The organism is Acidovorax sp. SUPP950 (assembly GCF_030158935.1).
Lineage (GTDB): Bacteria > Pseudomonadota > Gammaproteobacteria > Burkholderiales > Burkholderiaceae_C > Paracidovorax.
The window spans coordinates 398,356-421,383 of record NZ_BQXE01000001.1 but is presented as its reverse complement, the minus strand read 5'-3'; the positions used below and the strand labels follow the sequence as shown (position 1 = coordinate 421,383).

The following is a 23,028-nucleotide window of genomic DNA, read 5'->3' as shown; positions in this document are numbered from 1 at the left end:
GAAGGGCGGGGGATGCCGCCCCTCCTGCAATGTCGATTCAGTTACTTCTTGGCTGGTGGCATCAGCACGCGGTCGACCACGTGCACCACCCCATTGCTGGCGGGAATGTCGGCTTGAACGACCATCGCATCTTCCACGGTCACGAAGGTGCCGGCGCGCGACAGTGTGATCTCGCTGCCTTGCAGGGTTTTCGCCGAGCCAGGCTGGATGTCGGCCGCCTTCAGCCGCTTGGGAACAATGTGGTAGTTCAAGACCGCCTGGAGCTTGGATTTATCAGCCTGGAGTTCTGCCATGGTCTTGGCTGGCACAGCCTTGAACGCTTCATCGGAAGGGGCGAAGACCGTGTAAGGGCCGTTGGCAGCCAGCGTATCCGCCAGACCGGCTTGCGTGGCCAGCGTGCGGAAGGTGCTGATGGAGGGGGTTGCCGCCAGCGCGGCGGGAATGGGGCTGGAGGCGCTGGGGCCCGTGGCACAAGCGCTCAGCGTCGCGGCAGTCAGGGCAGCAAGCAGAAAAGGAAAGACGTAGCGGCGGTACATGTTGGGTTCTCCGAAGGTTGCCGACGGTGTCGGTGCGCCGGAGGCTACGCAGCAATGATGACGATTGCGTGACAAGCAAAGACGGATATGCCTCTGAAAATCGCAAATGACAGCTTGCATGGAGTGTCACGATGGTGTCATAAAGCGCTTCTAGAGTCGCCTCACTGATTCTTTCAACCAAGAGGTTCCTACATGAAACTGTCTGTGATTCGGATTCTGGTGTCTGGTGTGGTCGCGGCCGGCGCTTTTTCCAGCGCCTGGGCCCAGCAGGAAGCCACGGGTGCTGGCGCGAGTTTCCCCGCACCGCTGTACTCCAAGTGGGCAGCCGACTACAACAAGGCCACCGGCGTCAAGATCAACTACCAGTCGGTGGGCTCGGGTGCCGGTCTGCGCCAGATCGAAGCCAAGACGGTGGATTTCGGTGCGTCCGACGCGCCCCTCAAAGACGATGAACTGGCCAAGAAAGGCCTGCTGCAGTTCCCCACCGTGATCGGTGGCGTGGTTCCCGTGGTGAACATCAAGGGCATCTCGCCCGGCCAGATCAAGCTGAGTGGGCAAGTGCTGGGCGATATCTACCTGGGCAAGGTGACGAACTGGAACGATGCGGCCATCAAGGCGCTGAACCCCGGCGTGAACCTTCCGGACGCCGCCATCGCTCCCGTCCGCCGTGCGGACGGCTCGGGCACCAGCTTCATTTTCACGAACTACCTGTCCAAGGTGAATGCCGAGTGGAAGTCCAAGGTGGGTGAGGGCACCGCGGTGAACTGGCCCACCGGCGCCGGCGGCAAGGGCAACGAAGGCGTTGCCGCTTTCGTGGGCCGTCTGCCAAACTCCATCGGCTACGTGGAATACGCCTATGTGAAGCAGAACAAGCTGAACTACGTCCAGCTGCAGAATGCGGACGGCGCTTTCGTGTCGCCGGAAGACAGCGCCTTCAAGGCCGCCGCTGCCGGCGCCGACTGGGCCAAGAGCTTCTATCAGATCCTCACCAACCAGCCGGGCAAGGATGCATGGCCGATCACGGGTGCCACCTTCATCCTGATGCACAAGACGCAGGACAAGCCTGCACAGGCAACCACCTCGCTCAAGTTCTTCGAGTGGGCCTACAAGTCGGGTGACAAGACGGCGGCGGACCTGGACTACGTGCCCATGCCTGACTCCGTGAAGAACGTCATCATCAAGTCCTGGGGTGACATCAAGGACACTTCCGGCAAAGCCGTTTCGCTGAAGTGATCCCATGGTGGCCCGCCGACGCGGGCCACCAGTTCGTTTTTTCTTATGGAAGGCACAGCAGTGTCCAGCACCATGCCAGTACGTCAGTCGTCCTCGATGCCGGTTCGCGCCGAGGCTCCCCGTACCACGCCGCCTCCGCGGTCGCCGCTGCTGTCGGGCGTGATGGCCGATCGGGTTTTCGGCTTTCTCGCCCGCGGTGCGGCCCTGCTCACGCTGGCGCTGCTCGTGGGTATTTTGTTGTCGCTCGTGGTCGGTGCCTGGCCCTCGATCGAGAAGTACGGCCTGACCTTCCTCACGCGCAGCGTGTGGGACCCCGTACAGAACGACTACGGCGGCCTGGTGATGATCTATGGCACGCTTGCCACCTCGTTCATCGCGTTGCTCATCGCCGTTCCCGTGAGCTTCGGCATTGCGCTGTTCCTGACGGAACTCTCGCCCGCTTGGCTCAAGCGTCCCTTGGGCACCGCCATCGAGTTGCTGGCGGCGGTTCCCTCCATCGTGTATGGCATGTGGGGCCTGATGGTGTTCGGCCCCATTCTGGCCACCTGGGTCCAGCAGCCGCTGCAGTCGCTGTTCAGCGGTATTCCTTATCTGGGCGCCCTGGTGTCCGGCCCCCCGGTCGGTATCGGCATCCTTTCGGCCGGGATCATCCTGGCCATCATGATCATTCCGTTCATCGCCGCGGTGATGCGGGATGTTTTTGAAGTCACCCCTGCGCTGCTCAAGGAATCGGCCTATGGGCTGGGCTCCACCACCTGGGAGGTGGTGTGGAAGGTTGTGCTGCCCTACACCAAGACGGGTGTGCTGGGGGGCGTGATGCTGGGCCTCGGCCGTGCATTGGGCGAGACGATGGCCGTGACCTTCGTGATCGGCAACATGAACCAACTCAATTCGCTGTCGGTCTTCGAAGCCGCCAACAGCATTACCTCCGCACTGGCCAACGAGTTCGCAGAAGCCGGCGAAGGCCTGCATCAGGCCTCGCTCATCTACCTGGGCCTGGTGCTGTTCTTCATCACCTTCGTGGTACTGGCCCTGTCCAAGGTGCTGCTGTCCCGCCTTCAAAAGAACGAAGGAACCCGCGCATGAGCACGTCTCAAACCCTCATCACGGCCGCTGAAATGGCGCAGGTGCGCCAGCGCCGCTACGACAGCCGCAAGCGTGTGAACAACATCGCCCTGACACTCTCGCTCGCCGCCATGGTGTTTGGCGTGTTCTGGCTGGTGTGGATTCTCTGGGAAACCATCCGCCTGGGCATCGGCGGACTCAGCCTGGCGCTCTTCACCCAGATGACACCCCCGCCCAACGAGGTCGGCGGCATCTCCAACGCCATCTTCGGCTCGCTCGTGATGGTGTCGCTCGCCACGTTCGTCGGCACCCCCATCGGCATCATGGCCGGTGTGTACCTGGCCGAATACGACACGCGCGGCTGGCTGGCCTCCACGACCCGCTTCGTGAACGACATCCTGCTCTCGGCACCCAGCATCGTCATCGGCCTGTTCGTGTACGCGGTGGTCGTGGCCCGGTTCAAAAGCTTTTCCGCCTATGCCGGTATCCTGGCGCTGGCGCTCATCGTGATTCCCGTGGTCATCCGCACCACCGAGAACATGCTGGTGCTGGTGCCTGCCAGCCTGCGCGAAGCGGCCTATGCGCTCGGAACGCCGAAGTGGAAGGTGATCACCATGGTGACGCTGCGGGCTGCCCGGGCCGGCGTGATCACCGGTGTGCTGCTGGCGGTGGCCCGCATCGCTGGCGAGACCGCACCGCTGTTGTTCACGGCGCTCAACAACCAGTTCTGGAATGCCGACCTGGGCAAGCCCATGGCCAGCCTGCCGGTCACCATCTTCAAGTTCGCCATGAGCCCTTACGAGAACTGGCAGCAGCTCGCCTGGGCAGGGGTGTTCCTGATCACCGTCGCCGTCCTCGGCCTCAATATCCTGGCCCGCGTGCTCACGCGCCAGAAGTAAGCAATACAAGGAAGACACCATGCCCTCCCCAACGCCCGCTGTGTCCGAGACGCCGAAGATCACGGTCCGCGACCTGAATTTCTACTACGGCAAGTTCCACGCCCTCAAGGGCATCAACCTCGATATTCCGGAAAAGAAGGTCACTGCCTTCATTGGTCCGTCGGGCTGCGGCAAGTCCACCTTGCTGCGCACCTTCAACCGCATGTTCGAGCTGTATCCCGAGCAGCGCGCCGAAGGCCAGATCGTGCTGGACGGTGAGAACCTGCTCACCAGCAAGCAGGACGTGGCGCTGATCCGCGCCAAGGTCGGCATGGTGTTCCAGAAGCCCACGCCGTTTCCCATGTCGATCTACGACAACATCGCGTTCGGCGTGAAGCTCTTCGAGAGCCTGAACGCCACCGACATGGACGACCGGGTGGAGTGGGCGCTGCGCAAGGCGGCCCTGTGGAATGAAGTGAAGGACAAGCTGCACCAGAGCGGCTCCGGCCTGTCCGGCGGGCAGCAGCAGCGGTTGTGCATCGCCCGTGGCATTGCCATCAAGCCCGAAGTGCTGCTGCTGGACGAGCCATGCTCGGCGCTGGACCCCATTTCCACCGCCAAGGTCGAAGAGCTGATTGCAGAACTCAAGAACGATTACACCGTGGTGATCGTGACGCACAACATGCAACAAGCTGCGCGCTGCAGCGACTACACGGCCTACATGTACCTCGGCGACTTGATGGAGTTCGGCGAAACCGAACAGATGTTCTTCAAGCCGCAGCGCAAGGAAACCGAGGACTACATCACCGGCCGGTTCGGCTGAGGAGCGACAACATGCCCGACAAGCACCTTTCTTCGCAGTTCGACAGCGAACTCAACAGCATCTCCGCCCGCGTCATGGAACTGGGCGGATTGGTGGAATCACAGATCCGCCAGGCCATCTACGCACTCTCGCAGTTCAGCGTGGAAGCCGCCGACCAGGTGGCTGCCACCGAGCACCGCGTGAACGCGATGGAAGTGGAGATCGACCACGAGCTGTCGTCCATCATCGCGCGCCGCCAGCCAACCGCGCGTGACCTGCGCCTGCTGATCGCCTTCTCCAAGGCCACCGCCAATCTTGAGCGCATGGGCGACGAGGCCAACAAGATGGCGCGCATGGTGAAGTCCATCATCGAAAGCGGCTCTGCCCGGCTGCTGCCCACCAGCGATCTGCGGGTGGCGGCAGATCTGGCCTCCGGCCTGCTGCGCAAGACGCTGGATGCCTTTGCCCGCCTGGACACCAAAGCGGCCGTGGCGATCCTCAAGGAGGACGACCTCATCGACAAGGAGTTCGATGGTTTCGTGCGCAAGCTCATCACCTACATGATGGAAGACCCTCGCACCATTTCGGCCAGTCTGGACCTGCTCTTCCTCGCCAAGGCGATCGAACGCATCGGTGACCATTCCAAGAACGTTGCCGAACTGATCATCTACCTCGTCAAAGGCAAGGACGTACGCCATACTGCACTGGACCAGATCGAGTCCGCGGTGCTTTGAAGGGCGGTGCATAGCCATGAAGAGACTTCCCCGTGTACTCATCGTCGAGGACGAACCCGCGATCGCCGAACTGATTGCGGTCAACCTGCGGCACAACGGCTTTCAGCCCATCTGGTCGGAAGACGGTGAATCCGCCCAGCGCGAGCTGGACGCGGTGCTGCCCGACGTGATCCTGCTGGACTGGATGCTTCCCGGCCAAAGCGGTCTCACGCTCGCCCGCAAGTGGCGCGCCGATGCGCGCACCAAGCCCATCCCCATCCTCATGCTGACGGCGCGCGGCGATGAGCCGGACAAGGTCGCCGGCCTGGATGCCGGTGCCGACGACTACATCACCAAGCCGTTTTCCACGCAGGAGCTGCTGGCGCGCATCCGCGCCGTGCTGCGCCGCCGTGCGCCCGAACAGGTCAGCGACAGCGTGACAATAGGCGAGTTGACGCTGGACGCCGCCACCTACCGCGTGACCTTCCAGGGGCAGCAACTCAAGATCGGTCCGACCGAGTTCAAGCTGCTGCACTACCTGATGAAGCACCCCGAGCGCGTGCACAGCCGTGCGCAGTTGCTGGACAAGGTGTGGGGCGACCACGTCTTCATTGAAGAGCGTACCGTCGATGTGCACGTCAAGCGCCTGCGGGAGGCCCTGGGCGTGGCCGGTGCCATGGTGGAAACGGTGCGCGGCGCGGGGTATCGCCTCACGGCACAGCCTCCGGCACTGATGCGGGCTTGACGTTCGCTTTGCGGCGCCGGGCGCGCCGCGCCCTCTGACCCGTACTGCACGACATGGCTTGGCGCTTTTTCTTCTTTTTCTCCTTTCAGTTGGCGGGTCTGGCTGTGGGATGGTGGCAGGGCGGACCGTGGGGGGCGATGCTGGCGGCGGCGTTGGCGGCCTGGGTGTGGTTCATCTGGGATTTGTTGCGCGGCGCGCGCGTTGTGGCGTGGCTGCGTGAGGGCGATCTGGCCCGGGCGCCCAACCTGCGTGGCCTGTGGGGCGAGGCGGCCGATCGCGCGCGGCGGCTGCTGCGCCAAAGCCAGGCGGAAGTGGCCGCAAGCGACGCACGGCTGCAGGAAATTCTGGCGGCGCTCCAGGCCACGCCCAACGGCGTGGTGCTGCTGGACGGTGAGGGGCGCATCGAATGGTGCAATCACATCGCCGCCAGCCAGTTCGGGTTCGACGCGCAGCGCGACGTCATGCAATCCATCGGCAACCTGGTGCGCGATCCGGATTTCAGCGCTTACTACTCTAGCCAGGATTTCTCACACGATGTCGTGCTGCAGGGCCGCGACAGCACGGCCTCCCGGCCGGTGCGCATTTCGGTGCACCTCCACCCCTATGGCGACGGGCGCAAGCTGCTGCTGTCGCGCGACGTGACGGCGCTCGAGCAGGCGGAAGCCATGCGCCGGGATTTCGTCGCCAACGTGTCGCATGAGATCCGAACCCCCCTCACCGTCTTGACCGGCTTTGTCGAGACGCTGCAAACGCTGCCGCTCTCCACCGAAGAGCGTTCACGCTACCTGGGCATGATGTCTCAGCAGGCAGCACGCATGCAAAGCGTGGTGCAGGACCTGCTGACCCTGTCGCGGCTCGAAGGAAGTCCCTTACCCGGCATCACCGAATGGACACCGGTGGAGGTGCTGCTGCGTCGCTGTGAGGACGAGGCCCGCGGCCTGTCCGCCTTGCTCACGCAGAACCAGCCCCGGCCGCACACGATCCAGTTCCCTTCGCTGGAAACCATGCGCGCGGCAGGCCAGTTGGGTGGGGTGCCGGCCGAGTTGCAGAGCGCTTTGTCCAACCTCATCGGCAACGCGGTCCGGTACACCCCTGCCGGTGGCTCCATCACCGTCGAATGGCTGACGCTGGAGGATGGCAGCGCACGCTTTACGGTGCGCGACACCGGCCCGGGGATCGAGGCGGTGCATCTGCCCCGTTTGACGGAGCGCTTTTACCGCGTGGACCGCAGCCGCTCGCGCGAGACCGGGGGCACGGGCCTGGGGCTGGCCATCGTCAAGCATGTCTTGCAGCGCCATTCGGCATCGCTCGACATTTCGAGCACGGTCGGGAAGGGCTCGGTTTTTTCCGTCACCTTTCCTGCGGGCCGGGTGCAGAGCCGCCGCCCGGTCACTGTGCTGGAGGCGGGAGCGGTTGCCCAGGCCTGAGCGCCCTGGTCAGCATCGTGACGAACACCATGGCGGTCGTGATGAGCGCTGCGGCACTGGCCCCCCAGAATGCCGACGGTGATCGAAGGGCCTCCCATCCCAGGGCACCTTCGTAGGCCAGCAGGTAACCTCCGGTCAGTCCGCCGCCCCACAGCAGCACGCAATAGACGACCAGCGGCGCGAGCGTGATGCGGTAGCAGCGCAGGATGAAAACGCAGACCGTTTGCAGCGCATCGGCGACGTGATAGATCGATACCCAGACCAGCAGCGAGGCTGTGAGCCAGGCGACTTGGACCGAAGACGTGTAGAACGGTGCGATATGCCCTTTTGCTATGAAAAGCATAGCTGCCAAGGCAATACTTATCCCGGCAGAGAGGCGAAAACCCATCCAGGCTGCCGCACGGGCGCGGGATTCGTCGCCCGACCCGCGCCAGAAGCTCACCCGTGCGCTGGTGGCAATGGACAACGACAACGGCACCATGTACAGCACGGCGGTGAGGTTGGAGGCGATCTGGTGCGCTGCTGCCGCAATGTTGCCTTGCCGGGCGATGAAGAGCGCCATCAGCGTGAACGACGTCACCTCCACCAAAATGGCCAGCCCCGCCGGGACGCCCAATTGGGCGAAGCGGCCGATCTGCGCCCAGTCCGGTTTTTCCAGCCGCCGCCACAGGGCGAGCGGCGCGTACAGCGGCTGGGTGTTGAGCAGCCAGGCCGCCACAACGAGCAGCGCGTAGTTGACCACCAGGGTGGCCCAGGCGCAGCCCACCGCGCCCTGCGCTGGAAGCCCGGCACCGCCGAAGGTGAACCAGATCGACAAGGGAATCTTGACCAGCAGCGAGCCCACCTGCAGCCAGGTGACCAGCTGGGGGCGCCCCAGCGCCTGGTTGAGCGTGCTGTAGATCCGGAACAGAAGGGCCGGGGGCAGTGCCAGCGCCAGCACGCCCAGGTAGCTGCCCACCACGGCGCGCAGTGCTTCGGGTACCTGGGTCCACCGCAGGATGGCGCCGGGCGACACCAGCACCACGATGCCCATCGCGCAGGCGATGGCGCACAGGTACAGCGCCTGCCGCACCGTTCGGCCGATGCCTTCCCGTTCTCCCGCTCCGCGCTGCTCGGCCCAGACCGGCAGGAGGGCCTGCAGCGCGCCCATGAGCGCCACATAGATGCTGACGTAGATCGCCGACCCGATCGACAGGGCCGCCAGGGCGGCGGCGGAATGCCGGCCGGCCACGATGGTGTCGGTGACGCCGAACGCCATGACCGCCAGCTGCCCGGCCAGCACGGTGCCGGCATGCCGCGCGATGGTGGCGCGTTCGGACATTACCGCAGCGTGGCCGCGCGCCGCAGCACCAACAGTTGGTCGTTCTTGTCGGTGGGCCGGGGGAGCTGAGTCACTCGCGACCACTCTGGCGGCGATGCGATGTCGCCGCCGGGTGGCTGGGCTTCGCTGTCGGCCACCAGCCACTGGCAATCGGACGCAGCCGGCAGCCGGCGGCCGTCGGTCGGCTGCAGCGAAAGGCCTCCGTGGTATTGGAGCGCCGCCACCTGGGCACGGCTCAGGCCATGGGTGATGATGCACCCCGGCTGCGGGCCCAGCACGGCCATCAGGTTGTTGATCTGCGGGCGATAGCTGCGACCATAGTCGAGCAGCGGCAGCCACAGCGTCATGAGCAGCAGCCAGCCCAGCGTGGCGCCGCTGGCTGGCAGTACCAGGCTCTTCCAGATCACGGCCCGGTCGCGCGAGGCGCGCCACCACACCAGCGCACACCAGGCAGCGGTGGCGATCAGCGCGAGGGTGAAAGCAATCGCCGAAAAGTGCGGCACGAACGCCGGGGCCAGCCGGGCCACGTTGGCCGCCGGTTTGGACGGCACGCCCGTCTGCAGCGACAGCCAGATCACCCAGATCGTGATGGCGGAAGCACTGAAGAAAAGCAGGGTGAACCAGTCGATCAGCGAAGCGATGGCGCGGCGCAGTGTGGGCAGCGCGAACGCCGCCAACGCCGCGAGGGCCGGCAGCCCCAGCAGCAAGGCGCGGTCGGCGGGCTGGGTGGTGATGGTGGCGCCCAGCGTGACCGCTGTGAACCACAACGGCAGCAGCAGATGGCGGTGCATGGCGCGGCTGGTGATCTGGTGGCGCCAGCGCCACAGGGTCCACAATGCCAACGGCCAGGCCGGCCATGCGAACCAGGTCAGCAGGCGCAGCAGGCTTTGCCAATCCTTCGCGCCCTCTGCGCTGCCCACGATGCGCCAGCGCCAGAGGTTCAGCTTCCAGGCCAGCAAGGCGGCCACCACCGTCAGGCCCAGCAAGGCCAGCGCCCAGGTGCGGCTCGAACGCGGTTCGTGGTCGGCTGTGCGCAGCACCAGCAAGGCGCTGCCCGCGCCGAGCAGGGCGGCCATGGTGGGCGCCCCGCTCAACACCAGTCCGATCAGCCCGAGCGCGGCGGCCGCCGTGGGCAGTGCGGTGCGATAGGGCAGGGCCGATGCCGCAAAGAACAGCAGGGCGGTGCAGGCCAGTTGGGTGAGATAGCTGGTGATCTCGTGCGACAGCTGCGCCAGGCCCAGGCAGGCCAGCAGGGCCAGCAATCCGCCGTCGGCCATGGCGCGGGCGTAGTCGGCGGGCAGGGCCTCGCCGCCGAATGCAAAAGCCACCGGCTGGGCACCCGGACTTTTTGCCAGGTAGTAAACGCCGTACCAGGTGGCCACGAGGGTGGCCGCCAGCAGGGCAATGAAGGGCAGCCGCGCTGCCATTTCCTGTGAAAGCCAGGAGGGCGCGATCTGCAGGGCCAGCGCCCCCAGCCAATACGGCAACAGGCCTTCCGTTTCGGGGGGCATTCCGGCCAGCGAAGGGGACAGCCACGCCGTTGTGCCGTGCGCCAGCTCGAGCATGTAGCCGAAGGCGGTGACGTCGGCGTTCTTCCAGGGGTCTCGCATGACGAACCCGGGCACCACATACGCCAGGCACAGCAGCAAGAGCGCCCAGCGCGGCAGCGGGCGGACTGCGCCTTGGGTGACGATGGCAGGGGTGGGGTGGATCACTCGGCTCGTTCTGGTGGCGGAAAAGGACGCCCGAGAATACGGGCAAAAAGACAAAGAAAAAGGCAGCGCGGTCGAGCCGGGCTGCCTTTCTTCAAACGGTGTTGTCGGCCTGCGGTAGCAGGCCGGCTGCCTTGCGGCACCGCAGGCCAGGGCCTGCACACATCGTTGTCCGCCGATTACTTCGCTGCGGTCGTCTTGCCGAAGCGGTTGCGGAACTTCTCCACGCGGCCGCCCATGTTGTCCACGGACTTTTGCGTACCGGTGTAGAAGGGATGCGATTCGCTGGAGGTGTCCAGCTTGAACAGAGGCAGTTCGCGTCCGTCATCGGTCTTGCCCATTTCCTTCGTGTTCACGCAGGAGCGGGTCACGAACTTGAAACCGTTGGACAGGTCCACGAACAACACTTCGCGGTAATTGGGGTGAATGCCTTCTTTCATGGCATGGTCCTTTCAGGGGCTGCTGCGGTAGCCACGCCGCACCCATTGCGTCGCACTTTCCGCGGAAATTAGCCTTCGATTATTGCATAGGCCTGCCAAAGTGAGACCATTGCCATTCCAGAACTTCTCCAAAAGCCACGAATTGCGCCTCCTGCATACCTCCGACTGGCATCTGGGCCAACACTTCATGGGCCAGACACGACAAGCCGAACACCTGGCTTTCATCGACTGGCTGGCGCAGCAGGTCCGCGCGCAAGCGGTGGACGCCGTGATCGTGGCAGGCGACGTCTTCGATACCGGCGCCCCTCCAAGCTATGCGCGCGAACTGTACAACCACTGCGTGCTGGCGTTGCGTGACGCCGGGGCGCAATTCGTCGTTCTGGGCGGCAACCATGACTCCGTTTCCGTGCTCGGCGAAAGCCGCAGCTTGCTCGCGCATCTCAATACGCGGGTGGTTCCAGGCATGGCGGAGCGGCCGGAAGACCAGGTGCTGGTGCTTCACACCCGCGCTGGCGTGCCGGGAGCGGTGCTGTGCGCCGTGCCTTTCTTGCGCCCGCGGGACCTGCTGCTGAGCCAGCCCGGGCAAAGCGCGGCCGACAAGCAGTTGGCGTTGCAGGCATCCATCCGTGCCCATTACCAGGCCTTGCATGCCCTGGCCGTCGAGCGCAGCGCCGCGCTGGGCGGCGTGCCCATCGTGGCGACGGGGCACCTCACCACCGTTGGCGCCAGCGCCAGCGAATCGGTGCGCGAAATCTATGTGGGCACGCTGGAAGCCTTTCCCACCAACGCGTTTCCACCGGCCGACTACATCGCCCTGGGCCACATCCATCAGCCGCAAAAGGTCGGAGGGCTAGAGCATGTGCGCTACAGCGGATCGCCGATACCGCTGAGCTTCGACGAGGCGCGCCAGCGCAAGGAAGTGCTGCTGGTCGATTTCGACCTGGCGGGCCTGAAGTCCGTGACGCCGCTGCCGGTGCCCTGCTTTCAGCCGCTGGCCAGCGTGCGCGGCCGCCTGTCGGAACTGCCGGCGGCATTTGCCGCTGCCGCCGGCAGCGCAAGCGACTCTTTACCGGTTTGGGTCGAGGTGGAAGTGGCCCATGACGACTACCTTGCCGATCTGCAGGTGCGCGTGGCCCAGATGGCGGAAGGCCTGCCGATCCAGATCCTGCGTGTGCGCAGGGCCCGCAATGTGCTTCCCACCGCGCTGGATGCCGCTGAGGGAGAAACCCTCGATGAACTGGGCCCCGCAGAGGTCTTTGCCCGCCGGCTGGCGGCCCAATCGCTCGAACCGGCACTGGAGGAGCGGCTTTCGGCGCTGTATCGGACCGTCCTGGCCGACCTGCAGGAAAGGCCCGCGCCATGAGAATCCTGAGCCTGCGCCTCAAGAACCTGAATTCGCTCAAAGGCGAATGGCGCATCGACTTCACCACGGCACCCTTCGCCGGCAACGGCCTGTTCGCCATCACGGGCCCCACCGGGGCGGGCAAGACCACCATCCTCGATGCGATCTGCCTGGCGCTCTACCACCAGACGCCGCGCATCGCTGGCGTATCGCAAGGGGGCAACGAGGTCATGACCCGGCACACCGCGGAATGCCTGGCGGAAGTGGAGTTCGAAGTTCGCGGCGCCCGCTACCGGTCGTTTTGGAGCCAGCGCAGGGCACACGGCAAGCCCGATGGGGCCTTGCAGCAGGTGCAGGTGGAATTGGTGGCCCAGGTCCGCGGCGACGGCGGAGGCGAAATTTTGACCACCAGGGTGCAGGACAAGCTGCGCCAGACGGAAGTGCTCACCGGGCTCAATTTCGAGCGTTTCACCCGGTCCATGCTGCTCGCGCAGGGCGGCTTTGCGGCCTTCCTCGAAGCCAGCGCTGGCAAGCGTGCGGAGTTGCTGGAGGAGTTGACGGGGACCGATATCTACGGGCAGATTTCGCAGCGGGTGTTCGAGAGTGCACGGGACGCGCGCACGGTGCTGGAGCAACTGCGGGCCCGTGCCGGTGGCGTGGAGTTGCTGGACGAGGCCACGCGCGCCACGCTGGCGGGCGAAGCCGGCCGCCTTGCCTTGCATGCCGATTTGCTGCAGGCGCAGCGACAGGCCACCGCCCGCGAGCGCCAGTGGCTGGCGGACAAGGACCGCGCCCAGATGCGGCGTGACGAGGCGGTGCGGCATCGGGAGCAGGCCCAGGCCGAATGGGATGCCGGTGCCGAAGAGCGCCTGCGCCTTGCCGCCAGCGAGCCCGCTGCGCGGCTGCAGCCGGTCCATGTCGCATGGCAGGCCGCGCGGCACGATGCGGTGGCCGTGGTTCGGCAACGGGATGACGCGCAGGTGCGGCATGGTCAGGCGGTGGATCGCTGCGCCCAAGCGCTTCGCCAGGTGCAATGCGACAGCCAGCGCCTGGCCCGGTTGCGCGAAAACGAATGGCAGGATGTTGTGCGGGCCCGCCAGACGCTGTCCCAAGAACTCGCGGCGTTGCCCCAGCACGCCCAATTGGGGGAATGGTTGAGCGGATGGCGCGAGCAATTCGGCGCCCGTGCGCACCGGTTGCAGGCGATGGCCGAAACCCGGGCGCGCCAGGAAAAACAAGGCAGTGAGTGTCAGGCCCTGGAGGCACAACGCGCCGGCCATGAACAGGCATGCCAACGTGCTGCTGCGGCCTTGAACCAGGCGCAACAGGAGGCCGAGGCAGCGCGCCAGGCCCATGAGCGCCTGACGATGGGGCGTGAAGAATCCGCATGGCGCGATGCCCCGTTGCAACTGCTGGAGCGCAGCCATGCCTGGGAGCGCCTGGGCCAGAGCCTGAGCGCATGGCAGCAATCCCGAACGCGCCAGGCGCAATGGATGGCGGCCCAGACGGAGCGGCAGCGGCAGGAGGCGGACGAAGCGCAGGCCGTGCAGTCGCTGCGCGATCGCTATGCCAGCCTGCACCGGCAAGTGCAGGACCAGGAAAAGCTCCTGGCGCAAGAGCAGCGCATTCAGGCCCTGGAGGCGCATCGCAGCCATTTGCAGCCGGGCGAAGCCTGTCCGCTGTGCGGATCGACCACCCATCCCGCCGTCGACGCCTACGAGGCGCTGGACGTTTCCGCGACCCAGTCCGCACTGGAGATGCTGCGCGCGCAGCGCGACGAGGTGACCGAGCAAGGGCAGGCGCGGCGCTCCCGCCTGGCCGCGCTGCAGGCGCAGAGCGATCAGGCGGCGCAGCAGATCGCCGAAGGAGAGCAGGCTTTGGCACAGTGGCTGGCGCAGTGGCAGGCATGTTGCGCGGCCACTGACTGGCCGGTGGATGCCGTGGACGCCCAGGCCATTGTCGATACCCAGGCCCGGTACGCGGCCGAGCTGGAAGCCGCGCAACAGCGATGGGCGGAGATCGTCCAGGCACGAACGCGGCTCGACGAGACGCTGTCCGCATGGCAACAGGCCGAACAGGCCGAGCGCGCGGCCCTGCAGCAGCGGGCCCTGTCGGACAAGGATCTGCAGGCGGCCCGAGGGCGTGCGGACGAGTTGGCGCGGCACCTCCAACAGCAGCAGAGCCAGCACGCTGAGGCCGAAGCGGCGCTGGCGAGCCAATTGCAAACGTTGGGCTACGCGCTGCCCAGCGATGGGGCGGACTGGCTGCAGCAGCGTGTGCAAGAACATCGCGCGTGGCAGGCGGCGCAAGCGCGCCTTCAGGCATTGGCGGCCAGTGAGTCGGCATTGAAACAGGTGGCCGACATGGCGGGGGAGGCCGCCCAGCGTTGGGCGGCCGTGGGAGCGTCTGGCACGCGGGCCGAGGTCGATGCCCTGCTGCGGGAAGATCCCGAATCCGGGCCCGCAGACTTGGCACAGGCAGTCGAACAAGCCGAGGCGCTCTGGCGTGCGGCAGAGAACGAGCTGGCCACGCTGCAAGGCATGCTGGAGTCCTTGCAGCGCCGGCATGCCGAGGTGCAGGTGGCCCAGGTCCAGGCCGAGCAGGATTGGGCGCAGGCGTTTTCGCTCAGCCCCTTCGCCGATGAAACCGCTTTTCACGCGGCGGGCATGGCCGAGCCGGAGCGCGAAGCGCTGCGCGCACGGCTGGGGCAGCGGCAGCAGGCGCTGACCGAGGCGAACGCCCTGCAGGCTGCCGCTGACGCAGCCTTGGCGGAGCTGCAAGCCCTGCCCCTCACCGAGCGGAGTTCAGAGGATCTGACCGCGCTGATGGCGCAGTGGGAGGCTGAGCTCACCTTGGCGCAGCAGCAGCAGGGTGCCATCGCGAGCCGGCTGCAAGACGATGCGCAGCGCCGCGATGGCTTGCAAGCGCTGTTGGCACAGATCCAGGCCCAGGAGACCGACCATGATCTGTGGCAGCACCTCAATGGGCTGATCGGCTCTGCCGATGGCGCCAAATACCGCAAGTTCGCTCAGGGCCTCACGCTGGACCACCTGGTGCATTTGGCGAATCGCCAACTGGGGCGGCTGCACGGGCGCTACCGGCTGGGCCGCCGCTCTGCGGGCGAACTGGAGCTGGAGGTGATCGACACCTGGCAGGCCGATGTGGCCCGCGACACCCGCACCCTGTCGGGCGGCGAGAGCTTTCTGGTGAGCCTGGCGTTGGCGCTGGCGCTTTCCGACCTGGTGAGCCACAAGGCCAGCATCGACTCGCTTTTTCTTGACGAGGGATTCGGCACGCTGGATGGAGAAACACTGGAGACCGCCCTGGATGCGCTCGACACCCTCAACGCCAGCGGAAAGACCATCGGCATCATCAGCCACGTGGAGGCCCTCAAGGAACGCATCCCCGTGCAGATTCGCGTGCACAAGGGCGTCGGCCTGGGCTACAGCGCGTTGGAGCGGCGATTCTCCGTGGGCTGAGCCGGCCCCGGTCCGTTGTACGCAGCGCGCGGCCGGATGAGCTGCCCGCTTTCGCGCTGCTCCAGCGCATGGGCCACCCAGCCGATGGACCGCCCGAGGGCGAACAGGCCGAAGGCCGCTCCTTCCGGAAGCGCCAGATGGCGCCGAAGGGCGACCAGCGCCAAATCGATCGAAGGCCGTTGGCCTGTCAAGGCCTGGGCCTCAGCGATCCAGCGCTGCAAGCGTTCGTTGTGCGGCAGCAGTGGGCGCAGCAGGCATTCGGCGCGCACATCCCCTTGCGGATAAAGGTGGTGGCCGAAGCCTGGCAGTTCCTCTCCCCGTGCCAGGCGCTGCTGCAGGCGTTGTTCTGGCACGGCGTTGTCCAACTCGTCCCAGAGGGCTTCCACGCGTGCGGTGGTGCCGCCGTGCTTGCTGCCCGTGAGCGCGGCCAGACCACCGATCACCGCGGCCCGCAGGCTCGCGCCAGTGGAGGCCACACAGCGGGCGGTGAAGCTGGACGCGTTGAGTTCGTGGTCGGCGCAAAGCACGAGCGCCTGGCGGATGAGGTCCGCCCCCTTGGGGTCCAGCCCCCATGCCGCGCCGCATTGTTGATGGATCGGGGCCGTTTGGGGTGCCGTGCCCAGCAGGCACGCGGCCAGCAGCCGCACCAGCGCACCGCATCCCTGTGCCAGCCGCTCGGGCGACGTCTGCCACACAGCGGTGTGGACGTCCTCGCTGCCCGCGGCAAAGAGCGGCAGCAGCTTGTCTTCGGGCCGCAGCCCGGCCAGACAGGGCTGCAATGCCGCCATGGCCCGGGGCCAGGCAGGCGTGTCGGAGCCGAAAGCGGATGCGGTGGGCCAGCGCCACAGCCGGGCTGCGAGATCTTCCACGGTGCAGGCGGCGGCCAGCGGGATGGCGTTTTCTCCACGGTAGTAAAGCTGCCCATCCTCGATCAATGTGATGGAGGACTCCAGCACCGGCAAGCCCCAGTCCAGCGCCGCCTTGACCACCTCCTTCGGCTTGCGGCCCCGCGTGCGCTGGCCGGCGAGCCGTTCCACGTCCTGCTGCAGGTATCGGCTCTCGCGGGTGCTGTCGCCCGCGTGGGCTGGCAGCAGGCCCCGGCTCACATAGGCGTAGAGCGTCTGTCGGGAAACACCGAGGCGGGCGGCAGCGTCAGGGGCGGACAGATAGACGGGCATCACGGCTCCCGGATAGAAATAGGTTGATGTTGAAAATATAAATCAATATTGACAATTTAATGGGTTGATCTAGTCTGATGCATCGTTTTTGAGGCCTGCCATGTCCACCCATTCCTCCGCTCCTTTGCCCCCTTCTGCGTCACTCACCCATTTCGCGCGCACGCTGTGGAAGGGCCTGGGCGGCACAACGGATCCGATGGATGCGCTGTCTTTCACGGGCGCTGGGCAATTGCCATCGGTCTTTCCCGTGACCGACCTGGCCAGTGCCTCGATGGCGGTGGCCGGTCTCGCATTGGCGGAGGTCGCGGCACCTTCCCGCGCACTGGTGCCGCAGGTTCGGGTGGATCGGCGGCTGGCGTCCTTCTGGTTCGGTGGATCGTTGCGTCCGATCGGCTGGGCCCTGGCACCGCTGTGGGATAGCGTCGCAGGCGACTACCGCGCTGCGGATGGATGGATCCGCTTGCACACCAATGCGCCGCACCACCGGGCCGCGGCGCTGGCGGTGCTCGGCGGGGTGACGGACCGGGAGTCGGCCGCCCAGGCGGTCGCTGGCTGGCGTGCGAGCGATCTGGAGTTCGCCATTGTGGAGCAGGGCGGTTGTGCCGCCGCCATGCGAAGCCTGGACGAATGGTCGTCCCATCCCCAGGGTCGCGCCGTCCAGGCGGAGCCTTTGCTCCACATGGCCTTTGGCGCGGAGGGGCCTGCGCGCGCCTGGGTGGGAACGGCGCAACGCCCGCTGCATGGCGTGCGTGTGCTGGACCTCACCCGCATCCTGGCGGGGCCGGTGGCAACGCGTTTCCTCGCCGGCTTTGGTGCCGAGGTCCTGCGCATCGACCCGCCGGGCTGGGAAGAGCCCGGCACCGTGCCAGAGGTGGTTCTGGGCAAGCGCTGCGCGCGCCTGGACCTGAGGCAGGCCGCCGACCGCGCGGTGTTCGAGCATTTGCTGCGCCAGGCCGATGTGTTGGTACACGGGCTGCGGCCGGAGGCCCTGGAGCGGCTGGGGCTGGGCGTTTCATGGCGGCGCGCGGTCCATCCCGGATTGATCGATGTCTCGCTCGACGCCTATGGGTGGAGCGGCCCGTGGCGCGGACGCCGGGGTTTCGACAGCCTCATCCAGATGAGCACCGGCATTGCCGAGGAAGGCATGCGCCGGACCGGGCGGCAGGTGCCGGTGCCACTGCCCGTGCAGGCCATCGACCATGCCACCGGCTACCTGATCGCGGCCGCCGCCCTGAAGGCGCTGGCGCATCGCCGGCAGACCGGCCGGGGTTGCGAGGTGCGTGCGTCGCTGGCGCGAACCGCCCACTGGCTGGCACAGGCGCCGTCGTCGCTGGACCGGGAGCCGCTGTTGCCCGAGTCTTTGCATGACCAGTGTCCGGAGATCGAAGCCACCGCCTGGGGGCCGGCCAGGCGCTTGCTGGTGCCGCTGTCCATCGAGGGCATGCCGATGCGCTGGGAGCTGCCTGCACCTGCGCTGGGATCGTCCGCCGCCGCGTGGTCCGGTACTTGAGCGGGGAGGTTGCGGCCTTCAGCAAAAAGCCCCGCAGGCCGGATGGCCTGCGGGGCTTTTGGATGTACACGGGAGCGGCGCAAGCCACCCAGTACGGACGGCAAAAAATCAGCCGCCGCGGCGCATCATGTCGAAGAAGTCCACATTGGTCTTCGTCGCCTTCATGTTCTTGATCATGAGCTCCATCGACTCGATCTCGTCCATGTTGTACATGAACTGGCGCAGGATGCGGGTCTTTTGCAGGATCTCGGGCGGCAGCAGCAGCTCTTCGCGGCGGGTGCCGCTCTTGTTGAGCTCGATGGCCGGGAACACGCGCTTTTCGTACAGGCGGCGGTTCAGGTGGATTTCGCTGTTACCCGTGCCCTTGAATTCTTCGAAGATCACTTCGTCCATGCGGCTGCCGGTGTCGACCAGCGCCGTGGCGATGATGGTCAGCGAACCGCCTTCTTCCACCTTGCGCGCCGCGCCGAAGAAGCGCTTGGGGCGCTGCAGCGCAGCGGCATCCACACCGCCCGACAGCACCTTGCCGGAGGAGGGCACCACGTTGTTGTAGGCACGGGCCAGGCGCGTGATGGAGTCCAGCAGGATCACCACGTCCTTCTTCAATTCGACCAGGCGTTTGGCCCGCTCGATCACCATCTCGGCCACGTGCACATGGCGTGCGGCAGGCTCGTCGAAGGTGGAGGCGATGATTTCGCCCTTCACGGTGCGCTGCATTTCGGTCACTTCTTCAGGGCGCTCGTCAACGAGCAGGACCATGAGGTGAACGTCGGGGTTGTTGGCGGTGATGGCGTGCGCGATGTGCTGCATCATCATCGTCTTGCCGCTCTTGGGCGGTGCGACGATCAGTGCACGCTGGCCGCGGCCGATGGGGGCGATGATGTCGATGATGCGGCCGGTGATGTTCTCTTCGCCCTTCATGTCCCGCTCGAGCTTCATTTGCTCCTTGGGGAACAGCGGCGTCAGGTTTTCGAACATGACCTTGTGCTTGTTCTGCTCCGGCGGGCCGCCGTTGACCGCGTCGAGCTTGGTCAGCGCAAAGTAGCGCTCCCCGTCCTTGGGGGTGCGCACTTCGCCTTCGATCATGTCGCCGGTGTGCAGGTTGAAGCGCCGGACCTGGCTGGGCGAGATGTAGATGTCGTCGGTGCTGGCGGTGTAGCTCGTGTCGGGGCTGCGCAGGAAGCCGAAGCCATCCGGCAGGATTTCCAGCACACCGTCGGCGAAGACCTGCTCACCGGCCTTTGCGCGCTTCTTGATGATCGCGAACATCAGCTCCTGCTTGCGCATGCGCCCGGTGTTCTCGATCTCCAGCTCTTCGGCCTGCTTGAGCACTTCGGACACGTGCAGTGCCTTGAGTTCGTTTAAATGCATGGGGTGACTCCTGAACGGAGCGGATTTGAATCAGGGGGGAGGCCGGGAGCCGGGCTGCCGCTGTTTGCGGACCTCGGATGGCCTGGGGATCTGGAACCGGCCGCCAGTGCATGCGGACGCGATGATCTGCGGCGATTATGACAGGAAAAAAAACCGGTTTGCCAAGGCCCGGGCAGCAAGATCGCTGCCATCGAACAATGCTTGCGGGCGGGGTGGCGTGCTGCGGACCAGGCCGCCGCCCGCGCCAGCCCCGAAAACCACCAATCAGGCCAGTTGCTGGTCGATGAACGCGGTGAGCTGCGTCTTGCTCATCGCGCCAACCTTGGTGGCGGCCAGCTGGCCGTCCTTGAACAGCATGAGGGTCGGGATGCCGCGGATGCCGAACTTGGCAGGCACTTCGCGGTTCTCGTCCACATTCATCTTGGCGACGGTCAGCTTGTCTTTGTAGGTGTTGGCGACTTCGTCCAGGATGGGCGCGATCATTTTGCAGGGGCCGCACCATTCGGCCCAGTAATCCACCAGCACCGTGGTGCCCGGTTGCAGCACATCGGTTTCAAAACTGGCGTCGGAAAGGTGTTTGATGAGTTCGCTTGCCATGGCACATTCCTTTGTGGAGCAAGTTGAGGTGGGCGGGGCCGGATAAAGTCAGGGGATTGTGACAGAAAGATATTTCCCGCCCCACGGTGTGGCCGCGGCCTCCACCGCTATGACAGTCATAGCGAAAAACGATGCGCCCGGCAGCGTTTGGGGCCCGGTGCTGGACCGGGTGCAGGCCCACATCCGGCGCACTGGCGCGCACCCCGCGGCCACCGTGGTGCTGGTGCCGTACGCCCAGCTCATGGCCGAGGCGCAGCGCGAATGGGCGCGCTGCGTGCCCGACGGCTTCGCGCCGCGTTTCGAGACCACCCGAAACTGGGCCTCCCGCATCGCCTCTTTCGTGCCGGAAGGCGACGATCTCTCGCACGACATGGGGCGCGACACCCTCACGGCGCGCGCGTTGCTCGATCGGGTCGGCCTGACCGAGCAGCGCGACGTGCTGGCCGCGCCGCTGCTGGAGGCGGCGGCCCAATTGGCCAGCGTCGTCTGCGCCGTGCCGCCGTCCGAGCGCGACGCTTGGGCGGTGGGCGCGCGCGAATCGATGCCCACCGCAGGCGACGGCGCGGCACTGCGCTACGAGGCGGCGGTGGCGCGCATCGCCCTCGAATGGGTGCTGGCCTCCCGCCACGCAACGGACGTGCTGTTCGAGCCGGGCACGCGATCGGCCGTGGATGCGCTGGTGGTGCTCGGCGGCTTTCAGGCCGATCCGCTGGCCAAGACGCTCTGCACCCGGTGGGGCGACCGCGCGCTGTCTCTGCCGCTCGGTGAGCCGCGTGAAACGGCGCTTCCCGCGCTCGGCGAGGTGTTCCTGCACGAGGCCGCCGATGCCGAGGATGAAGCCCAACGCGCGGCGGCGTGCGTGCTGCACCGCCTGGCGCAGGGCCAGGCTCCGCTGGCCCTGGCCGCGATCGACCGGGCCTTGACGCGCCGCATCAGCGCGCTGTTGCAGGGCCGCGGGGTGGCCGTGCACGACGAAAACGGCTGGACCTTGTCCACCACGCGCGCGGCGTCCCATGCCATGGTGGCGCTGCGGGCATGTGCCTGGAACGCCTCCGCCGACGCGGTGCTGGACTGGCTCAAGCACGTGCCGGCCGCCAGTCCCCAGGCGGTGGGCGCGGCCGAGAAATGGCTGCGCAGGGCCGGCACCGGCCACTGGTCGGCCATCGAGGAACGCAGCGATGCCATGCCGCCTGCAGCGGCTGCAGTGCAAGCGCTCATCGCTCAGGTACAGGCCTGGCGCACGCCGTGGCAGGCCGCGAGGCCGTTGGCGGCATGGCTGGCCGCATTGCGCGAACTGTTGCAGGCAACGGGGCAATGGGAGGCGCTGCAGGCCGACGCGGCGGGGGAGCGCGTGCTGGCGGAGCTGCGGCTTCAGGACGGGTTGCCTTCCGATCTGGAGGGGCTGGCAAGCGCCGGGCGGCCCATGGCGCTGGCCGAGTTCACGCGCTGGGTGGACGAGGTGCTCGAAGCCGCACGCTACCGGCCCGGCCACGACGGCAGCGCCTCGGTGTTCGTCGTGCCGCTGCCGCAGATCCTGGCGCGCCCGTTCGCCACGCTGGTGGTGCCCGGCTGCGACGAAAAGCGCCTGCCGCCCGCTCCGGAGCCCCCCGGCGCCTGGACCCGGGCGCAGCGCGAGGGCCTGGGCCTGCCCACCCGCGAGGCGCTGGAGGCCGCCCAGCGCGCGGCCTGGCGCAATGCCTTGTGCACCGCCCACGTGGATGTGCTGTGGCGCAGTGGCGACGAGGGCGGCGAGCCTTTGCTGGCCAGTCCGCTGGTGCTGGCCCTGCCGCTGGACGGGCAGGCCCGCGCCGGCACCGATCCGCGAAGTGCGCGCGAAGTGCCGCTCGCACCCGTGCCCCGGCCGATGCCGACGGGCGAGGCCCTGCCCGTGCTGCAGTTGTCCTCCACCGCCTACTCCGATCTGCGCCACTGCCCCTACCGCTTCTTCGCGCTGCGCCAGTTGGGCCTGCAGGAATCCGACGAGCTGGGCGCCGAAGTGGGCAAGCGGGATTTCGGCAACTGGCTGCATGCCGTGCTCCAGCACTTCCACGAGGCTCTGCAGGCGGCGCCCAACGAAGCCTTGCCGGCGCGCCGCGCGCTCATGGATGCCGCGGCCGAGGCCGTTACCCGTGCGCAGCGGCTGGCGTCGGGCGAGTTCCTGCCGTTCGCCTCCGGCTGGCCGGCCCTGCGCGACGGCTACCTTCGCTGGCTGCAGGACCACGAAGGGCAGGGCGCTGCCTTCCGGCAGGCCGAGGTGCGCTCGGCGCAGTCGCTCGGTCCGCTCCAACTGGTGGGACTGCTCGACCGCATCGATACCGTCCGCTCCGGCGTACCGGGCGAAGCACCGACCGTGCTGGTGATCGACTACAAGACCGAGAACGAAGCCGTCACCCGCAAGCGCCTGGCCGCCGGTACCGAGGACACACAACTGGCTTTCTATGCCGCGCTGCTGCATGACGACCACCTGCGCGCGGCCTACGTGAACGTGGGCGAGCGCGGCGACACGCGGACCTTCGAGCAGCCCGACATCGTGGCCCTGCGCGACCAGCTGGTGGACGGCATCCTGCAAGACTTCGAACGCATCGCTGCTGGCGCCGCCATGCCGGCGCTGGGCGAGGGCGCCGTGTGCGACTACTGCGCTGCGCGCGGCCTGTGCCGCAAGGATTTCTGGGCATGAAG

Annotated in this window: 18 protein-coding genes; 11 read left to right on the top strand and 7 right to left on the bottom strand. The window is 66.6% G+C overall.

Going from position 1 to position 23,028, the window contains the following annotated elements:
* Nucleotides 1-41: 41 nt before the first annotated feature.
* A complete protein-coding gene (locus AVME950_RS01985; protein ID WP_284428544.1) occupies nt 42-536 on the bottom strand; it encodes a fasciclin domain-containing protein in 495 nt (164 codons plus the stop codon).
* 192 nt (nt 537-728) lie between these two features.
* Between AVME950_RS01985 and pstS the strand changes: the two genes are divergently transcribed.
* The 7 genes from pstS (at nt 729) to phoR (ending at nt 7,399) form a co-directional block, all read left to right on the top strand.
* On the top strand, nt 729-1,769 hold the full coding sequence (gene pstS, locus AVME950_RS01980; RefSeq protein WP_284428543.1) for a phosphate ABC transporter substrate-binding protein PstS: 1,041 nt from the start codon (nt 729-731) through the stop codon (nt 1,767-1,769).
* 72 nt (nt 1,770-1,841) lie between these two features.
* Nucleotides 1,842-2,855: a phosphate ABC transporter permease PstC gene (gene pstC / locus AVME950_RS01975; protein WP_272569680.1), complete on the top strand. Its 1,014-nt coding sequence runs from the start codon at nt 1,842-1,844 to the stop codon at nt 2,853-2,855.
* Entirely contained in the window at nt 2,852-3,733 is an 882-nt protein-coding gene (gene pstA / locus AVME950_RS01970) for a phosphate ABC transporter permease PstA (protein ID WP_272568960.1), read from the top strand. Before pstC ends, pstA begins: the two co-directional genes overlap by 4 nt.
* A gap of 19 nt (nt 3,734-3,752) precedes the next feature.
* Nucleotides 3,753-4,535, top strand: a complete 783-nt coding sequence (gene pstB, locus AVME950_RS01965; RefSeq protein WP_272547864.1) for a phosphate ABC transporter ATP-binding protein PstB — start codon at nt 3,753-3,755, stop codon at nt 4,533-4,535.
* Between the two features lie 11 nt (nt 4,536-4,546).
* Nucleotides 4,547-5,248, top strand: coding sequence for a phosphate signaling complex protein PhoU (gene phoU, locus AVME950_RS01960; protein ID WP_272547863.1), 702 nt, complete (start codon nt 4,547-4,549; stop codon nt 5,246-5,248).
* Nucleotides 5,249-5,264: 16 nt separating this feature from the next.
* Nucleotides 5,265-5,972: a phosphate regulon transcriptional regulator PhoB gene (phoB, locus tag AVME950_RS01955; RefSeq protein WP_272568962.1), complete on the top strand. Its 708-nt coding sequence runs from the start codon at nt 5,265-5,267 to the stop codon at nt 5,970-5,972.
* Nucleotides 5,973-6,025: 53 nt separating this feature from the next.
* On the top strand, nt 6,026-7,399 hold the full coding sequence (gene phoR, locus AVME950_RS01950; protein ID WP_284403800.1) for a phosphate regulon sensor histidine kinase PhoR: 1,374 nt from the start codon (nt 6,026-6,028) through the stop codon (nt 7,397-7,399).
* On the opposite strand, the gene AVME950_RS01945 is transcribed toward phoR, so the two are convergent.
* From AVME950_RS01945 to AVME950_RS01935, 3 genes are all read right to left on the bottom strand, one after another.
* Complete coding sequence (locus tag AVME950_RS01945; RefSeq protein WP_284428542.1) at nt 7,362-8,720, bottom strand: MATE family efflux transporter; 1,359 nt, start codon at nt 8,718-8,720, stop codon at nt 7,362-7,364. The two genes, phoR and AVME950_RS01945, sit on opposite strands and share 38 nt — an antisense overlap.
* Nucleotides 8,720-10,435, bottom strand: a complete 1,716-nt coding sequence (locus tag AVME950_RS01940; protein ID WP_284428541.1) for a hypothetical protein — start codon at nt 10,433-10,435, stop codon at nt 8,720-8,722. Before AVME950_RS01940 ends, AVME950_RS01945 begins: the two co-directional genes overlap by 1 nt.
* Before the next feature lie 176 nt (nt 10,436-10,611).
* Nucleotides 10,612-10,872, bottom strand: coding sequence for a type B 50S ribosomal protein L31 (locus tag AVME950_RS01935; protein ID WP_272568968.1), 261 nt, complete (start codon nt 10,870-10,872; stop codon nt 10,612-10,614).
* A 142-nt stretch (nt 10,873-11,014) separates the two neighbouring features.
* Here AVME950_RS01935 and sbcD point away from each other — a divergent pair, with 142 nt between their 5' ends.
* Together sbcD and AVME950_RS01925 are read left to right on the top strand one after the other, a co-directional pair.
* A complete protein-coding gene (gene sbcD, locus AVME950_RS01930; protein ID WP_284428540.1) occupies nt 11,015-12,235 on the top strand; it encodes an exonuclease subunit SbcD in 1,221 nt (406 codons plus the stop codon).
* Nucleotides 12,232-15,693 carry an AAA family ATPase gene (locus tag AVME950_RS01925; RefSeq protein WP_284428539.1) on the top strand — a complete coding sequence of 1,154 codons (3,462 nt, stop codon included), beginning with the start codon at nt 12,232-12,234 and terminating at the stop codon, nt 15,691-15,693. The genes sbcD and AVME950_RS01925 overlap by 4 nt, the downstream gene beginning before the upstream one ends.
* Here AVME950_RS01925 and AVME950_RS01920 read toward each other — a convergent pair.
* Nucleotides 15,657-16,871, bottom strand: coding sequence for a citrate synthase family protein (locus AVME950_RS01920; protein WP_284428538.1), 1,215 nt, complete (start codon nt 16,869-16,871; stop codon nt 15,657-15,659). The two genes, AVME950_RS01925 and AVME950_RS01920, sit on opposite strands and share 37 nt — an antisense overlap.
* 100 nt (nt 16,872-16,971) lie before the next feature.
* Between AVME950_RS01920 and AVME950_RS01915 the strand changes: the two genes are divergently transcribed.
* On the top strand, nt 16,972-18,381 hold the full coding sequence (locus AVME950_RS01915) for a CoA transferase (RefSeq protein ID WP_502869348.1): 1,410 nt from the start codon (nt 16,972-16,974) through the stop codon (nt 18,379-18,381).
* Between the two features lie 108 nt (nt 18,382-18,489).
* Here AVME950_RS01915 and rho read toward each other — a convergent pair whose 3' ends face one another.
* The gene (rho, locus tag AVME950_RS01910; protein WP_272547856.1) at nt 18,490-19,752 is read right to left on the bottom strand and encodes a transcription termination factor Rho; all 1,263 of its coding nucleotides are present in this window, start codon (nt 19,750-19,752) and stop codon (nt 18,490-18,492) included.
* Between the two features lie 264 nt (nt 19,753-20,016).
* Nucleotides 20,017-20,349, bottom strand: a complete 333-nt coding sequence (gene trxA, locus AVME950_RS01905; RefSeq protein WP_272568977.1) for a thioredoxin TrxA — start codon at nt 20,347-20,349, stop codon at nt 20,017-20,019.
* A gap of 109 nt (nt 20,350-20,458) precedes the next feature.
* On the opposite strand from trxA, the gene AVME950_RS01900 reads away from it, so the two are divergent.
* Nucleotides 20,459-23,026, top strand: coding sequence for a PD-(D/E)XK nuclease family protein (locus tag AVME950_RS01900; protein WP_284428537.1), 2,568 nt, complete (start codon nt 20,459-20,461; stop codon nt 23,024-23,026).
* Nucleotides 23,027-23,028 lie beyond the last annotated feature (2 nt).

What these genes read in the sequence shown, in the direction of transcription:
- AVME950_RS01925 (WP_284428539.1), top strand. Translation starts at nt 12,232, where the DNA reads ATGAGAATCCTGAGCCTGCGCCTCAAGAACCTGAATTCGCTCAAAGGC.
- AVME950_RS01985 (WP_284428544.1), bottom strand. Translation starts at nt 536, where the DNA reads ATGTACCGCCGCTACGTCTTTCCTTTTCTGCTTGCTGCCCTGACTGCC.
- rho (WP_272547856.1), bottom strand. Translation starts at nt 19,752, where the DNA reads ATGCATTTAAACGAACTCAAGGCACTGCACGTGTCCGAAGTGCTCAAG.
- AVME950_RS01900 (WP_284428537.1), top strand. Translation starts at nt 20,459, where the DNA reads ATGACAGTCATAGCGAAAAACGATGCGCCCGGCAGCGTTTGGGGCCCG.
- AVME950_RS01935 (WP_272568968.1), bottom strand. Translation starts at nt 10,872, where the DNA reads ATGAAAGAAGGCATTCACCCCAATTACCGCGAAGTGTTGTTCGTGGAC.
- AVME950_RS01915 (WP_502869348.1), top strand. Translation starts at nt 16,972, where the DNA reads ATGTCCACCCATTCCTCCGCTCCTTTGCCCCCTTCTGCGTCACTCACC.
- AVME950_RS01920 (WP_284428538.1), bottom strand. Translation starts at nt 16,871, where the DNA reads ATGCCCGTCTATCTGTCCGCCCCTGACGCTGCCGCCCGCCTCGGTGTT.
- AVME950_RS01945 (WP_284428542.1), bottom strand. Translation starts at nt 8,720, where the DNA reads ATGTCCGAACGCGCCACCATCGCGCGGCATGCCGGCACCGTGCTGGCC.
- phoR (WP_284403800.1), top strand. Translation starts at nt 6,026, where the DNA reads ATGGCTTGGCGCTTTTTCTTCTTTTTCTCCTTTCAGTTGGCGGGTCTG.
- phoU (WP_272547863.1), top strand. Translation starts at nt 4,547, where the DNA reads ATGCCCGACAAGCACCTTTCTTCGCAGTTCGACAGCGAACTCAACAGC.
- pstB (WP_272547864.1), top strand. Translation starts at nt 3,753, where the DNA reads ATGCCCTCCCCAACGCCCGCTGTGTCCGAGACGCCGAAGATCACGGTC.
- pstA (WP_272568960.1), top strand. Translation starts at nt 2,852, where the DNA reads ATGAGCACGTCTCAAACCCTCATCACGGCCGCTGAAATGGCGCAGGTG.
- trxA (WP_272568977.1), bottom strand. Translation starts at nt 20,349, where the DNA reads ATGGCAAGCGAACTCATCAAACACCTTTCCGACGCCAGTTTTGAAACC.
- pstS (WP_284428543.1), top strand. Translation starts at nt 729, where the DNA reads ATGAAACTGTCTGTGATTCGGATTCTGGTGTCTGGTGTGGTCGCGGCC.
- phoB (WP_272568962.1), top strand. Translation starts at nt 5,265, where the DNA reads ATGAAGAGACTTCCCCGTGTACTCATCGTCGAGGACGAACCCGCGATC.
- pstC (WP_272569680.1), top strand. Translation starts at nt 1,842, where the DNA reads ATGCCAGTACGTCAGTCGTCCTCGATGCCGGTTCGCGCCGAGGCTCCC.